Source organism: Domibacillus sp. A3M-37 (assembly GCF_024213455.1).
Classification (GTDB): Bacteria; Bacillota; Bacilli; order Bacillales; family Domibacillaceae; genus Domibacillus; species Domibacillus tundrae.
The window spans coordinates 253,508-267,955 of sequence record NZ_JANAVL010000001.1 but is presented as its reverse complement, the minus strand read 5'-3'; the positions used below and the strand labels follow the sequence as shown (position 1 = coordinate 267,955).

Annotated in this window: 13 protein-coding genes; all 13 read left to right on the top strand. The window is 45.0% G+C overall.

The features are described 5' to 3' along the window. The first annotated feature begins 249 nt into the window (after positions 1-249). The 13 genes from NLX67_RS01445 (at position 250) to NLX67_RS01385 (ending at position 14,385) form a co-directional block, all read left to right on the top strand. Positions 250-1,542, top strand: coding sequence for an ABC transporter substrate-binding protein (locus NLX67_RS01445; RefSeq protein WP_254310096.1), 1,293 nt, complete (start codon positions 250-252; stop codon positions 1,540-1,542). Positions 1,543-1,637: 95 nt separating this feature from the next. Beyond that, positions 1,638-2,498, top strand: coding sequence for a carbohydrate ABC transporter permease (locus tag NLX67_RS01440; protein ID WP_046178277.1), 861 nt, complete (start codon positions 1,638-1,640; stop codon positions 2,496-2,498). Next, complete coding sequence (locus NLX67_RS01435; RefSeq protein WP_254310095.1) at positions 2,498-3,322, top strand: carbohydrate ABC transporter permease; 825 nt, start codon at positions 2,498-2,500, stop codon at positions 3,320-3,322. The genes NLX67_RS01440 and NLX67_RS01435 overlap by 1 nt, the downstream gene beginning before the upstream one ends. A 191-nt stretch (positions 3,323-3,513) precedes the next feature. After that, on the top strand, positions 3,514-4,536 hold the full coding sequence (locus NLX67_RS01430; protein ID WP_254310094.1) for a LacI family DNA-binding transcriptional regulator: 1,023 nt from the start codon (positions 3,514-3,516) through the stop codon (positions 4,534-4,536). Positions 4,537-4,546: 10 nt separating this feature from the next. Beyond that, positions 4,547-5,266 carry a ThuA domain-containing protein gene (locus NLX67_RS01425; RefSeq protein WP_254310093.1) on the top strand — a complete coding sequence of 240 codons (720 nt, stop codon included), beginning with the start codon at positions 4,547-4,549 and terminating at the stop codon, positions 5,264-5,266. Positions 5,267-5,271: 5 nt separating this feature from the next. After that, entirely contained in the window at positions 5,272-6,297 is a 1,026-nt protein-coding gene (locus NLX67_RS01420) for a Gfo/Idh/MocA family protein (protein ID WP_254310092.1), read from the top strand. 17 nt (positions 6,298-6,314) lie between these two features. Further along, positions 6,315-7,352, top strand: coding sequence for a Gfo/Idh/MocA family protein (locus NLX67_RS01415; protein WP_254310091.1), 1,038 nt, complete (start codon positions 6,315-6,317; stop codon positions 7,350-7,352). A gap of 145 nt (positions 7,353-7,497) precedes the next feature. Continuing rightward, complete coding sequence (locus tag NLX67_RS01410; RefSeq protein WP_254310090.1) at positions 7,498-8,466, top strand: sugar phosphate isomerase/epimerase family protein; 969 nt, start codon at positions 7,498-7,500, stop codon at positions 8,464-8,466. 137 nt (positions 8,467-8,603) lie between these two features. Then, on the top strand, positions 8,604-9,605 hold the full coding sequence (locus NLX67_RS01405) for a LacI family DNA-binding transcriptional regulator (RefSeq protein ID WP_254310089.1): 1,002 nt from the start codon (positions 8,604-8,606) through the stop codon (positions 9,603-9,605). A 51-nt stretch (positions 9,606-9,656) separates the two neighbouring features. After that, the gene (locus tag NLX67_RS01400) at positions 9,657-10,418 is read left to right on the top strand and encodes a sugar phosphate isomerase/epimerase family protein (protein ID WP_254310088.1); all 762 of its coding nucleotides are present in this window, start codon (positions 9,657-9,659) and stop codon (positions 10,416-10,418) included. A gap of 13 nt (positions 10,419-10,431) precedes the next feature. Beyond that, positions 10,432-11,517 (top strand): Gfo/Idh/MocA family protein, encoded by a 1,086-nt coding sequence (locus NLX67_RS01395; protein ID WP_254310087.1) that lies wholly within the window; start codon positions 10,432-10,434, stop codon positions 11,515-11,517. A gap of 840 nt (positions 11,518-12,357) precedes the next feature. Continuing rightward, positions 12,358-13,380 carry a Gfo/Idh/MocA family protein gene (locus tag NLX67_RS01390; RefSeq protein WP_254310086.1) on the top strand — a complete coding sequence of 341 codons (1,023 nt, stop codon included), beginning with the start codon at positions 12,358-12,360 and terminating at the stop codon, positions 13,378-13,380. Positions 13,381-13,500: 120 nt separating this feature from the next. Continuing rightward, positions 13,501-14,385 carry a PucR family transcriptional regulator gene (locus NLX67_RS01385; RefSeq protein WP_254310085.1) on the top strand — a complete coding sequence of 295 codons (885 nt, stop codon included), beginning with the start codon at positions 13,501-13,503 and terminating at the stop codon, positions 14,383-14,385. The last annotated feature ends 63 nt before the right edge of the window (positions 14,386-14,448 follow it).

Here is a 14,448-nt window from a genome sequence, read left to right as displayed (position 1 = left end):
GCCGCTCCAGGCTGCCTTTTGTTTGTGAAAAAGAGAGCAATCGTTTGCGCGAAAAATCCGCATAACTCTTTGTATATACAAGGAAAACAAATACTGTCATAACAGTAATGAAAGGCTTTACAAAAAAATGTGCAAACGATTTCTTAAAAAGTGTTGACGTTTGCATGAAAGCGGTGTTATAGTATGTTCAGAAGTTGAAAACGGTTACCGCTTTCAACCTAAATAAAAGACTGCAAAGGGGTAGATGACGTGTTTAAGAAGAAAGCATTTTTACTTTCATCCGCATTGTTTTTAGGTCTTGCTGGCTGTTCAACAGCTGAAAAAGAAGAAGAATCATCAGGCGGTTCAGGCGGCGGCAGCGGCGACAAAACAGTGGTTGATGTTTTTCAATTTAAAGTCGAGTTCAAAGAACAGTTTGAAGAAATTGCAAAACAATATGAAGAAGAAAATCCGGATGTAGATATTAACGTGGAAACAGTCGGAGGCGGTAACGATTACGCATCAGCTCTAAAAGCGAAATTCTCATCTGGTGATGAGCCGGCGATTTTTAACATTGGCGGTCCAACGGCTGTTGCAGAATACCGTGATCGTTTAACAGATGTGAGCGATACAAAAGCGGCTGGCGCAGCGCTTGAAGGAACACTTGACACAGTAAAGGATGGCGAAGAAGTATTAGGTCTTCCATTTAACCAAGAAGGTTACGGATTCGTTTACAATAAAACAGTCTTTGAAAAAGCGGGCGTTGACCCAGAATCCATTCAGTCGATTGAAGATTTAACAAAAGCGGCCCAAACGATTGACAGCAAAAAGGACGAGCTTGGTCTTGACGGTGTCTTCGCGATGGCAGCAAAAGAAAAATGGGTAGACGGAAACCACGGTTCCAATGCATTTACATCGGCTGACTTCAATGATAGCGCTTTAGATGCTTATAACTCCAAAGAACTTCCATTTACAAAAGCAGATCAATTCAAAACATATATTGATCTTCAAAACAAATACTCTGTGCAGCCGGTTGTAAGCCTTGACTACTCACAGCAAGTGGAAGAGTTATTCTCAACAGGACGCGTAGCAATGATCCAGCAAGGGAACTGGGTATACCCAACAATTGAGCAAATGGATCCTGAGCTTGCCAAAAACGTAGGCATCATGCCAATTCCGGTTGACGGTGAAATGAAAATGCCGGTTGGTGTTCCGCAGTACTGGACAGTTAATGCAAAAGCAGACGAAGCAGAACAAGAAGCAGCAAAAGCATTCTTAGATTGGTTGTACACATCAGACGCTGGGAAAGAAGCAGTTTTGACACAGTTCAAATTTATCCCTGCTTACGACGGCTACGACACAGATAAAATCTCTGATCCGTTGTCTAAAACAATTTACGAATACGCACAAGAAGGCAACACACGCGGCTGGACATTCCTTGGCTATCCAACTGGATGGGGCGATGTGCTAGGCGCAAACTTGCAGAAGTACCTTGCAGGTGAAGCATCATGGGATGAAGCGATTCAAGCATCAAAAGACGAATGGGCGAAACTTGCCAAGTAACCAACGAGCCATCTGAAAACGGAAAAGATAACAGGCTCTATCACGCTGTTATCTTTTTCTTTACACAAATTCACCTGAAATGAGGTTTTACAGGAATGAAAAATAAAGATCTTTCCTTCTGGCTTTTTCTCGCACCCGTATTATTCGCTCTCGGAACCGTCGTTCTCCTTCCCCTTCTATATGGCATTTATTACTCATTTACCGATTGGAATGGAGTCAGCTACACTCAGTTTCTCGGACTTGACAACTATGTAACCTTATTAAAAGATGAAGGGTTCCGGGACGCGCTTTGGTTTACCGTGAAATTCTCGGTTGCATCGGTTATTGTCGTCAACATTTTAGGGCTTGCACTAGCAATGCTCGTCACATCAAAAATTAAATCACGCAACCTGCTTCGGACGGTTTTCTTTATGCCGAACTTGATCGGTGGTTTAATTCTCGGGTTTATCTGGCAGTTTATTTTCACAAAAGTATTTGACTCAATCGGCCGCGCAACAGGCATTGAATGGATGCAAGGCTGGCTGTCTGATTCTGCAACAGGTTTCTGGGGCATGGTCATTCTCATGAGCTGGCAAATGGCTGGGTACATTATGGTTATTTACATCGCTTATTTGGAAAATGTACCAGGCGACTTGTTGGAAGCAGCGGAAATTGACGGTGCGAATCCGTGGCAGAAATTCCGTAACATTACCTTCCCGCTTGTAATGCCCGCATTCACTGTCAGTATGTTCTTGACGCTTTCCGGCGCATTTAAAATTTACGACCAAAACTTGTCACTCACAAATGGAGGTCCATTTAACTCAACGAAAATGGTCGCGATGGACATTGTCGATACAGCATTTAAATTCAATATGATGGCAACTGCGCAGGCAAAAGCCGTTATCTTCTTTATCATCGTGGCGATTATTTCATTAACACAAGTATACATTAACAAAAAACGGGAGGTGGAGATGTAATGGAAAAGAAAAAATCCAGACAGCGATTAATCATCGAGGTTTTAGGGATTCTCTTCGGTCTTCTCTGGCTCTCCCCATTTTATTTGATGATTGTCAATGCCTTTAAAACAAAATTAGAAATTTTCCAAAATACATTAAAGCTGCCAGCAGAATGGACAGTTGATAACTTCACGCAGGCGTTTGAAGAACTTGCCTTCTTGCAGACATTTATGAATTCACTTTTCATGTCTGTCGCCAGTATTGTGATTATCCTCTTTTTCTCGGCGATGGCAGCTTATGCATTGTCACGTAATGGAAGCAAGCTGTCTGGAGCAATTTTCTTCCTCTTTGTTGCTGCGATGCTGATTCCGTTTCAATCCGTTATGATTCCGCTCGTTGCTCTGTTCGGGAAAGCGGATGCGCTAAATTTTTACGGATTGATTTTTATGTATCTTGGATTTGGGTGCAGCTTGTCCATTTTCTTATACCACGGGGCATTAAAAGGGATTTCAAAGTCGCTTGATGAGGCTGCAACAATCGATGGCTGTAACCGATTCCAGGTATTTTGGTACATTATTCTGCCAATGCTGAAGCCGATTTCAATTACGGTTGCAATCTTGAATATTATCTGGATTTGGAACGATTATCTCCTGCCATCACTTGTGATTAGCGGTGCAGGCACTGATACGATTCCATTGAAATTATTCCTATTCTTCGGCCAGTATACGAAACAATGGCATTTGGCGCTTGCCGGATTAACCATTTCGATTATCCCAGTAATCATTGCGTACTTGTTTGCCCAAAAACAAATCATTAAAGGGGTATCTGATGGCGCGGTAAAATAAGAAATGCGCAAGGTGCCTGCTTATCGGCGACAAGCATAAGAGGAGCACTGGCGGAGGCGCTTTTTGCCTTCAGAAGGGCTTGGCTTATGACCTCGAGCCGATGGCGCCTGAAGCTGGACACTGTCCAAGGAAATATACTTTCTTATTTTTTGAAAAATGGCACTATAAACAAGAAAAGGGAGGAACCGGTCATGGCTGTAACAATTAAAGATGTCGCAAAAAAGGCGCAGGTTGCACCGTCGACCGTCTCCCGTGTAATTGCGGATCATCCAAAAATCACACAGGAAACGAAAGAAAAAGTAAGAAAAGTGATGCAGGAACTTGGCTATCACCCGAACTTGCTGGCCAGAAAGCTTGTGACACAGTCTTCACAAACCATTGGCATTATCCGAAAAACATCATCAAAGCATTCACTTTCTGATCCGTTTTTTCCGGCAGCGCTTCAAGGCATGAGTGATTTGCTGCACCAGAAAGAGTACAGTATTTTAATGACGAGCGGCGAGTCGGATGAAGATATTTACCGTGAAGTGGTCAATATGGTTCAAGGGAAAAGCGTCGACGGCATGATCATGCTTTATTCGCAGGATGATGACCCAGTACTGCGGCTGCTCTTGGATCAGAAATTTCCATTTGTGATGATTGGCAAACCGACGGATCATATAGATAAAGTGATGTATGTGGATAATGATAACGTCAAGGCAGCGCGCAATATTACTGAATATTTAATCCGGGCTGGTCACGAGCATATCGCGTATGTCGGAGGCGATCCGAGGTTTGAAGTGCACAAAGATCGTGAACAAGGATATAAACAGGCGTTAAAGCTTGCGAATATTCAGTCAAAAATGCTTTTCCGGAAAGAAATATCCAGAGATACGGCCAGTGAAACGATTGCGGAGATGATGAACATGTCTCCACGGCCGACGGCGATTGTCACAACAGATGAATTAATGGCTATGAGCCTGCTATCCGCCTTGTACGAGCGAGGGATCCGTGTACCTGATGATATGGCGATTACAACGTTTATGGATTCAATGTTATCTGAGCTTTCAAGTCCGCCGATGACAACGGTTGATATTCATGCGTTTCAGCTTGGTTTTGAGGCAGCAAAAACGCTTGTTGATCTTTTAGAAAATCCAAGTATGATGAAGCGGAATATTCTTGTTCCGACATCCATTGTCGAACGGGAGTCATGCAAAAAAAACAAAGAGGAATGAGGCGATTATTATGAATATTACAGTATGGAACGAATTTCGTCATGAAAAAAAGAATGAAACGGTTAAGGACATTTATCCGGACGGTATTCATGAAGTCATTGCCGGTTTTCTAAAAGAAGAAGGCCGGACTGTTAAAACAGCGACATTGGATGAAGCGGAACACGGGTTGACGGATGACGTATTAAATAATACAGATGTACTTCTCTGGTGGGGGCACGTTGCACATGAAGAAGTTGACGATGAAATTGTAAAAAAAGTACAACAGCGTGTGCTCGATGGAATGGGATTAATCGTTCTTCATTCCGGTCATTTTTCTAAAATATTCAAAACAATGATGGGTACGTCATGTGACTTGAAATGGCGCGAAGCAGGCGAAAAAGAGCGCCTATGGGTCATTGATCCTGCGCACCCGATTGCAGAAGGCATCGGCGAATATTTTGAACTCGAGCATGAAGAAATGTACGGCGAGCATTTTGATATTCCGGCACCGGATGAGCTTGTCTTTATGAGCTGGTTTGAAGGTGGCGAAGTATTCCGCAGCGGCGTAACATACAAACGCGGAAACGGTAAAATCTTTTATTTCCGCCCTGGACATGAAACACACCCTACATACTATAACGAAAACGTCCAGAAAGTGATTCGAAACGCAGTAAAATGGGCCGCGCCTGTGAAACGGGAGCGTCCTGTATACGGAAACGCACAACCAATTGAAACGTTAAAAGGAGAATAAATAAAATGACAAGAATTAAAGTAGGTATTATTGGATGCGGAAGCATCGCAAAGCACCGTCACATTCCTGAATATGCAATGAACGACAATGTAGATATCGTCGCTTTTTGTGATATTATTGCAGCGCGTGCGCATGCCTTTGCGGATCAATACAATGCAAAAGCGTATGTCGATTACACTGAACTTTTAGAAAATGAAGAGATCGATGCAGTGAGTGTATGCACACCAAACTCTCTTCATGCACCGGTTTCCATTGCCGCACTGAAAGCTGGCAAACATGTTCTTTGCGAAAAACCAATGGCCACATCAAATGAAGAAGCAGAAGCAATGATTGCAGCAGCGAATGAAAGCGGAAAAAAACTAATGATCGGCCACAATCAGCGTTTCGTTGCTTCTCACGCAAAAGCGCGCAGCATCATTGAAAGCGGCGAGCTTGGCAAAATATACAGCTTCCGCACTGCATTTGGCCACGGTGGCCCGGAACAGTGGAGTGCAGACGGAGAGCACAGCTGGTTTTTTGATAAAGAGCGTGCGTTTATTGGCGCAATGGGTGATCTTGGTGTTCATAAAACCGATTTGCTCCGCTTTTTAATCGGCGAAGAATTTGTGGAAGCAGCAGCATTCGTGGAAACATCTGCAAAAGCAAATTCCACAGTGGATGACAATGCCGTATGCATCTTAAAATCAGAAAGCGGCATTATCGGTACGCTGGCTGCAAGCTGGTCTTACAACGGCGGCGAAGACAATTCAACTGTCTTTTATGCGGAAAAAGGCATAATGCGTTTAGAAGATGACCCGGATTATTCGCTTATTATCGATTATAAAAACGGCAACAGCGAGCGCCACAGCTTAGGGGCGATCCAGTCAAACGAAGAAGACCAGCAAACAGATACACACGTTGTGGAACATTTTATTAACAGTATTGTAGAAGACAAAACCCCGCCTGTATGCGGAAATGAAGGCAAAAAATCACTCGAAGTTATTTTAGCAGCACTGGAGTCAAGTGAAACAAAACAAATCGTCCGTATTTAATCAATGAGGTGACCAACATGACAAAACTGAGAATCGGCGTTTTAGGCACAGGCGGCATTGCGACAGAACGACATATTCCCGCTTTTAAACACGTGAAAGAAGCAGAGATTACAGCCGTTATGGATGTAAATACGGAGCGGGCAAAGGAAACAGCCAAAAAATTTGGCGTCGAGCATGTGTGCACGAGTCTTGACGACATGCTTGAAAAAATTGATGCTCTTTTAATTACTACGCCAAATAAATTTCATGCACCTGCTGCTGTACAGGCACTAAATGCCGGTGTCCATGTCATGTGTGAAAAACCGATGGCATTGAATACGAAAGAATGCGAAGAGATGGTGCTTGCTGCTGAAAAGTCCGGCAAGGTACTGCTCATTGCCTACCATTGGCGCTTTATGAAAGAATCACGGGCAGCAAAGCGGCTGATTGATAGTGGTGAAATTGGCCAGCCGCTCGTTATTCGGATAAAGTCGATGCGGCGCCGGAAAGTACCGGGCTGGGGAGTTTTTACAAACCGTGACCTGCAAGGCGGGGGCGCCCTTATTGACTACGGCTGTCACTTGCTCGATTTAGCTATGTGGCTGACAGGCAGCCCGAAACCTTATGAAGTAAGCGGAACAACCTTTAACCATTTAAGTATGCAAAAAGATATGGTGAATGAATGGGGAACAATCAATCCGGCGACATTTGAAGTGGAAGACCACGCGACTGCGTTCATCCGGCTTGAAAACGGCGCAGTCGTTATGCTTGAAACGTCATGGGCGGCGAACATTCCAAAAGACGAAGAGACGATCAGCATTTCCGGTACAAAAGGTGGTATTGAGGTGTTCCCGCTTCGTGTGAATAAGGCGGAAAACGGTGTTCTGGTTAATTCCGACATTGCTTGGATTCCAGAAGAAAAACCATTTGCAATCCTGCAGGCGGAACATTTTGTTTCTTGCTGCTTTGGTGAAAGCATACCAATGTCGAGCCCGGAAGAATCCATGTATGTGTCAAGCATTATTGAATCTGTTTATGAAAGTGCTAAAATTGGAAATAGCGTTAAAATTAGATAAAAAGAAAAGCGCAAGGTGCTCGTCTTTCGGCTTAGAACAAAGTCTAAGAGTGCGGCATCACGCCGCAACGACTTTGTGACTCACATCCTGTGAGTCCTCGAGCCGATGGCGCCTGGAGCAAGACATTAAAAAAGGAGCGATTAACTTGAAACTAGGTGTATTTGCAGTTCTTTTCAGCAACAAATCATTTGAAGACATGCTTGATCATGTAAAAGCATCGGGCTTGGATGCTGTTGAAATTGGTACAGGCGGCTATCCTGGCAACGCGCATTGTCCACTTGATGAATTACTTGAAGATGAAGAGAAGAGGGCGGACTATCTTGAAGCAGTGACATCACGAGGCCTCTCGATTAGTGCATTCAGCTGTCACGGTAATCCCCTTACACCTGACAAAGTATTTGCGGAAGAATCCGATTCGGTGCTCCGCAAAACGATCAAGCTGGCATCGCTCCTCGGCGTACCGGTTGTCAACACTTTCTCTGGGACAGCGGGTGATTCTGACGATGCGAAGCAGCCGAACTGGCCGGTAGTGCCATGGCCGGCAGAATACGGCGACATCCTTTCGTGGCAATGGGAAAACAAATTAATTCCGTATTGGAAAGAAATCGGTGAGCTCGCGAAAAGCCATAATGTGAAAATCGGCCTGGAGCTGCACGGAGGCTTTCTCGTGCATACACCATATACAATGCTGAAGCTTCGCGAAGAAACGTGCGATGCTATCGGTGCCAACCTTGATCCGAGCCATATGTGGTGGCAGGGGATCGATCCGGTTGCCGCGATTAAAATTCTTGGTAAAGCGGGTGCAATTCATCATTTCCACGCGAAAGACACGTACATTGATCAGGACAATGTCAATATGTACGGCTTGACGGATATGCAGCCGTACGGAAACATACAGTCACGCGCATGGACGTTCCGCAGTGTCGGATGTGGCCACAGCCTGCAGGAATGGTCAGACATGATGAGTGCACTTCGCATGTACAACTATGACTACGTCGTCAGCATTGAGCATGAAGATGCGCTCATGTCGATTGATGAAGGTTTCAGCCGTGCAGTTAAAAACTTAAACGAAGTCCTCATTCGCGATTCTGCGGGCGAGATGTGGTGGGCGTAAAAAGAAAAGGTTCTTGTCTCAGAAATTTGAGGCAGGAACCCTTTTTAGTATCCAAATAGAAAACGCTTGCAAAGCAAAGTGAAAAAAGATAAAATAGCCATATAAATGTAATCGTTTACATTTTAAGGAGAAAAAATATGACGAAAATGAGTGATGTAGCTGAGCTTGCCGGTGTGTCAACCGCAACCGTTTCAAGAGTGCTGCGAAGTCCGGAAGAGGTAAAAGAAGCCACGCAAAAAAAGGTATACGATGCGATTCGCAAGCTCGACTATCAGCCGAACATGCTTGCCCGAAATTTACGTATCAATAAAACGGGCACGCTGCTTGTCGTAGCGCCCGATTTAAATAACCTCGTTTTTTCGGAGATGATTGCCGGAATTGATGAAGAAGCAGGGAAATGCGGCTATCAGGTGCTGCTAGGCAATGCAAATGGCGATTCAAAAAAAACAGAAGGCTACATCGATCAGCTGAAACAAAAACAGGTCGACGGTTTAATTTTGCTTTCTGTTCAGCTGGATGAAAAAGTATGGCAGGATATTGCCGACCATTATCCGGTCGTCATTGCATCTGACTATGTAGAAGGCATTCAGGTGCCGACTATTTCAATTGATAATGTGGCTTGCGGAAAACAGATAACGAACCATTTTATTCAAATGGGACATTCAAACATCGGCTTTATCGGCGGGACACTCCGGGCATCGGTCAGCCGCGACCGCTTAAATGGCTATAAGCTGGCCTTGACTGAAGCGGGAGTCACAATACAGGATTCATTTATTGAGGAAGGAGATTACTCCATTCAATCCGGCTACGATCTTTGTATGAAAATGATGAATCAGCCAAATGCGCCGACCGCTCTTTTTTGTGGAAGTGATGAAATGGCTTTTGGCGCGATCCAGGCATTGAGAGAAAACGGATACCGTGTACCGGAGGATGTGGCGGTAGCGGGTTTTGATGATATTAAGTTTTCAGCCGTTATGAACCCGGCGCTCACGACGATTGCCCAGCCGCTTCAAAAAATGGGCAAAAAAGCGATGGAAGTGCTGTATCAGCTTATCAATGGACATATGTCTTCTCAGCAGCAATATGTAATTGAAAGTGAATTTAAAATTAGGGAATCATGCGGGTATCATCAAAAATGAACCGCATTTATTCATAAAATGTAATCGATTACAAAATGGGGGGTAAGAAAAATGAAAACTATTCCAGTAGCTGTACAACTATTTACATTGCGTGAAGAAAGCGAAAAAGATTTTTCCGGAACGTTAAAAAAAGTAGCAGAGCTTGGTTATGATGGGGTTGAGTTTGCGGGATTCGGCGGATTAAGTGCACAAGAGGTAAAAGCGCTGCTTGATGAATATGGATTAAAAGCGGCTTCAAGCCATATTCCGCTTGATGACATAAAAAATAACCTTAATCAGGTCATTGAAGAACAAAAAGTGATCGGCAGCCGTTACGTTGTCTGCCCGTACCTGTTTCCTGAACAGCGCAGTGAAGCGGATTATCAGGAACTTCTTTTAACCTTAAAAGAAGCGGAGGAAGTGTGCCAAAAAGAAGGGATTACGCTTTGCTACCACAATCATGATTTTGAACTGAAAAAACTCGCAGATGGACGGACAGCGCTCCATACGATTTTAGATGAAACAAATGCGGCGGCTGAATTTGATATTTACTGGCTGACAAAAGCAGGCGAGCAGCCCGTTGACTGGATCAAGCGATACGCGGGCCGGACACCTCTTATCCACTTAAAAGACATGACAATGGACGATGAACAATTTTTCGCGGAGCTTGGGACAGGCGGCGTTAACATCGAAGCAGTGCTTGAAGCGGCGGAGCAGACAAATGTAGAATGGTGGGTCGTCGAGCAGGATGTCTCGAGACGGACACCGTTTGAAAGCATTGAAATCAGCTTGAATTATTTAAAAACAAAACTGCCGCATGTGGCTGCGAAGTAAGGAGAGAGACCGGATGACACTAAATGTTGGACTCATCGGCTGCGGCAATATAAGCGGTATTTATTTGGAAAACAGCAGGCATTACAAGTCATTTAACATAGTGGCATGTGCGGATCTTGACCGTGCGAAAGCGGAAGAAGCAGCAGCCAAGCATGGTGTGCCGAATGTGATGGAAGTTGATGAATTAATTGAGTCACCGGACATTGACATTGTCCTGAATTTAACGGTTCCGCATGCACATGCCGATGTAGCAGTCCGGGCGGTTGAACAGAAAAAACATGTCTATTCGGAAAAACCGCTCGCTATTACACTCGAAGACGGTAAACGAATCATTGAAAAAGCGGCAGAGTATAACGTGATAGCCGGGTCAGCGCCCGATACTTTTTTAGGAAGCAGCATCCAGCTCGCCGGACATTTAATAGAAGATGGAGCAATCGGCAAAATTGTTGGTGCGACCGCTTTTATGATGTCACGTGGACCAGAGTCCTGGCACCCTAATCCAGAATTTTTTTATCATGCAGGAGGCGGACCTATGTATGACATGGGACCATATTATTTAACGGCGCTTGTCAGCCTGCTCGGTCCGGTGAAGCGTCTGACCGGATCAGCCCGCATCACCTATCCGGAGCGAATGATTACGAGTGAACCGAAATACGGGGAGAAAATCGTCGTGCAGGTGCCGACGCACGTGACCGGCATTCTTGATTTTGAGCAGGGTGCCACCGCGACCATCACAACGAGTTTTGACGTCGCTGCCGCTCGTACGCCGTTTATTGAAATTTACGGGGAAGAAGGCACGATCAGTCTGCCAGACCCGAACTGCTTTCATTTGCCGGTGCTCATGAAAAAGCATGGGGAAGAGGAATGGAAAGAAATAAAACCTGAAACGAAGCTGCCAGAAAATGCGCGGGGCATTGGCCTAGCTGAAATGGCGGAAGCAATTGAATCAGGAGAAACGCCGCGTGCGAACGGTGATATGGCCTATCACGTGCTTGAAATCATGCATGGCATTCATCATTCTTCAGATTACGGGCAGCATTACCAGATGGATAGCACATGTGAAAAGCCAAACTTAGTAGAAAAATCCGCATCGTTTTAAAAATAAATGATAAACCATAAGAGTCCCTAGAGTCCCTTGCTGTGCAGGGGCTCTTTTCTGCAACTATATAAGTTGACCTGATCATTTTTTCTTCTGCCACACGGTGACTGATCAACTCCTCTAACGAGTGGCCTGCATCACAAAAAACAACTTCATAACACTTTTTACAGTTACTTTTGTGTGAGAGCCGTTTTGGCTTGCTGCTTTTGACGGGAGCCGAAATGGCAGCGGGCGCATGGCTTCGCGTTCCGTGGGGCAGGCGCTGAGCCCGCTAGTCCCACAGCAGTCTCCGCCCCGCGTCCACCGCCTCTGCGTTTTGACGGGTAAGTGGAAAGCAGAAAAGTGCTGGACTAGCAGGCTTCGGCTTAAAACGAAACGATGCCCGATTTAAAGAGCAAAACGTACGAGCTTGAACACGCACTGCTTTTCAAAAACCACTTGGTGAAGCCTGCGGGACGTACAGTGAATCGGCAGATCCCGCAGGCGCAGCTAAGGAATGCCGCACTGCCCGTGGAACGCGAAGTCCGGCCGGCTTCACCTGTCGGCTCCTGTTCAAAATCGGCAGGCATTCCTCACAAGATAGCCCAATGCCTGCGCACATAAGGAATTGATGGTCAGGATGGATTCCAAAACAAATCGGTGATCATCCCTGCACCGATACGAAACGCAATAGCCCAAACAGCCATTGTTTTCTAGAGGAAGAATCTTTATTCAACTTATATAGTCGGAAATATTCATCAAAACAACGGATCTGTCCACTTACTAATTCAAAATAGATGTGCTACTCGTTCACATCATTGTCGATTAATAAAATTTCTTTCAAATAAAGGAGAGAAAAAAATGAACCATTACAAAGCAGTCGTTGCCGGATGCGGCAGTATGGCTAATACATGGATTGACTATATAAAAACGCGTGAAAATGCAGACATTATCGCGCTTGTTGATGTGAATGTTGAAGCGGCGCAGTCTATGGCCGATCGGCAAGGGCTGGAAGTGCCGTGTTACATGGATTTATCTCAGGCACTGGCGGATACAGGCGGGAATTTGGTCATTGATGTGACCATCCCGGCTGCGCATAAGCAAGTCGTCACAACCGCTTTGCGGTCAGGGTATCATGTAATAGGGGAAAAGCCGATTGCTGAAACTCTTGAAGATGCAAAAGAAGTAGTCGAAACAGCAGAGAAAACGGGAAAGAACTATTCCATCATGCAAAATCGACGGTATACGAAGCAGATCCGGACGCTTCGGCAATTGCTGGCTGACAATAAAATTGGCAAAATTGGTTCGATTCATGCTGACTTTTTTATAGGTCCGCGTTTTGGTGGATTCCGTGAAGAGATGGACAGCCCGCTGCTCGTTGATATGGCCATTCATACGTTTGATCAGGCCCGGTTTTTAACAGGAGCGGACGGGGTGTTCGTTTATTGTCATGAATACAATCCACCGGGATCGTGGTACGAGGGAAATGCGTCAGCTATCTGCATTTTTGAAATGAGTGACGGCTCGGTGTTTTCATACCGCGGTTCATGGTGCGCAGATGGTCATAAAACATCGTGGGATGCCGATTGGCGGATTACGGGAACAAAGGGCAGCGCCATATGGGACGGAGAAACGTCACCAGTGCTGGAAATAAAAGATCCCTCAAAACCAGCAGAGTTTATTCATCCAGTGCAGATAGAAACAGCAGAGAACCTTTGGACAGGAAAGGAAGGACATGCGGGCTGCCTGGATGAAATGTTTGCAGCGCTTGAGGAAAATCGATTCGCTGAGACGGATTGCCGGGATAACATTAAAAGCATGGAAATGGTGTTTGGTGCGTTGGAAAGCGCGAAAACAGGCAAAAAAGTGATGCTTTCCCACTGAAAAGAATAGAGTTTCTCATACAGGAGCTTTTGTCGAAAATTCGGTATACTAATAGAAGAGAATCGTGAACGTCATCTGCACGATACAGATGGGGTTGCTTGTTGAAAAGAGGCAGCGGGAATGAATAACATTGAAGAAATATACGAAAGAGCTGTGATCACGGAGAGACCCGGGGCGGATGAGTCACGCCATCACTATTACGATAAAGGACAAAATCGTTACATTTCGATCCCGAAAGAAGATGTAACAAATAAAGAACAACAGCTGCTTTCTCATTTTTTTATGCCCATTGAGCGTGAGCAGCGGCAAAGCCAGCTGTCTGCCCGTGAACAGGCATGGTGGGATTTTCTCCTGAACGGCGCAGAATGCCCAGCGGTGAAGGAAGAGCGGGTGCGGTTTTTATATGTCAAGCTGTCAGAGAACGACCGCAGCGGTTTTTTTGAAGCAGTCGATACATTTTTTGATCATGCACTCCTCGTCGTTTGGACTGGAGAAAAAGACTGCATATTAATAGAAGAAGAATCCGATTACCCGATTCAAAAAGAAGATGCACAGACGTTTTTAGATGTACTTGCCGGTGACTTTTACATGGCAGGGCGGTTATTTGCCGGCCGTTTTTCAACGGTCAAAGATTCATTGAAAACTGTCTATGAGAATGAAATGGAAGCGGCTCGTAAAGCGGCGCTATTTATCCCAGGGCAAAAAGTGACAACGATCGAAATGGTAGTGCCGCATTTATTTTTATCGCAATGCGGTGAAGAACTAGGTCGTTTTTTTGCCAGAGAACAGGAATTGTTTCATGAAGATGATGATTTGCGGAACACGCTTCAATTATTTATTCAAAATCACTTAAATGTAAGTCAAACGGCCAAACAGCTGCATCTGCACCGCAACAGTCTCCAGTACCGGATCGACAAGTTTATTGACCGGACCGGCATCGATGTTCGTTCGTACGAAGGTGCGCTGCTCATTTATATGATTTGTTTAATGAGCACGAAAAAATGACAACGTGCACAATATGATAGAGTTATCTTTGTGCACCCTGTCCATTTTCATTTCCCTTGTAAG

What these genes read in the sequence shown, in the direction of transcription:
- NLX67_RS01440 (WP_046178277.1), top strand. Translation starts at nt 1,638, where the DNA reads ATGAAAAATAAAGATCTTTCCTTCTGGCTTTTTCTCGCACCCGTATTA.
- NLX67_RS01435 (WP_254310095.1), top strand. Translation starts at nt 2,498, where the DNA reads ATGGAAAAGAAAAAATCCAGACAGCGATTAATCATCGAGGTTTTAGGG.
- NLX67_RS01430 (WP_254310094.1), top strand. Translation starts at nt 3,514, where the DNA reads ATGGCTGTAACAATTAAAGATGTCGCAAAAAAGGCGCAGGTTGCACCG.
- NLX67_RS01425 (WP_254310093.1), top strand. Translation starts at nt 4,547, where the DNA reads ATGAATATTACAGTATGGAACGAATTTCGTCATGAAAAAAAGAATGAA.
- NLX67_RS01420 (WP_254310092.1), top strand. Translation starts at nt 5,272, where the DNA reads ATGACAAGAATTAAAGTAGGTATTATTGGATGCGGAAGCATCGCAAAG.
- NLX67_RS01415 (WP_254310091.1), top strand. Translation starts at nt 6,315, where the DNA reads ATGACAAAACTGAGAATCGGCGTTTTAGGCACAGGCGGCATTGCGACA.
- NLX67_RS01405 (WP_254310089.1), top strand. Translation starts at nt 8,604, where the DNA reads ATGACGAAAATGAGTGATGTAGCTGAGCTTGCCGGTGTGTCAACCGCA.
- NLX67_RS01400 (WP_254310088.1), top strand. Translation starts at nt 9,657, where the DNA reads ATGAAAACTATTCCAGTAGCTGTACAACTATTTACATTGCGTGAAGAA.
- NLX67_RS01395 (WP_254310087.1), top strand. Translation starts at nt 10,432, where the DNA reads ATGACACTAAATGTTGGACTCATCGGCTGCGGCAATATAAGCGGTATT.
- NLX67_RS01390 (WP_254310086.1), top strand. Translation starts at nt 12,358, where the DNA reads ATGAACCATTACAAAGCAGTCGTTGCCGGATGCGGCAGTATGGCTAAT.
- NLX67_RS01385 (WP_254310085.1), top strand. Translation starts at nt 13,501, where the DNA reads ATGAATAACATTGAAGAAATATACGAAAGAGCTGTGATCACGGAGAGA.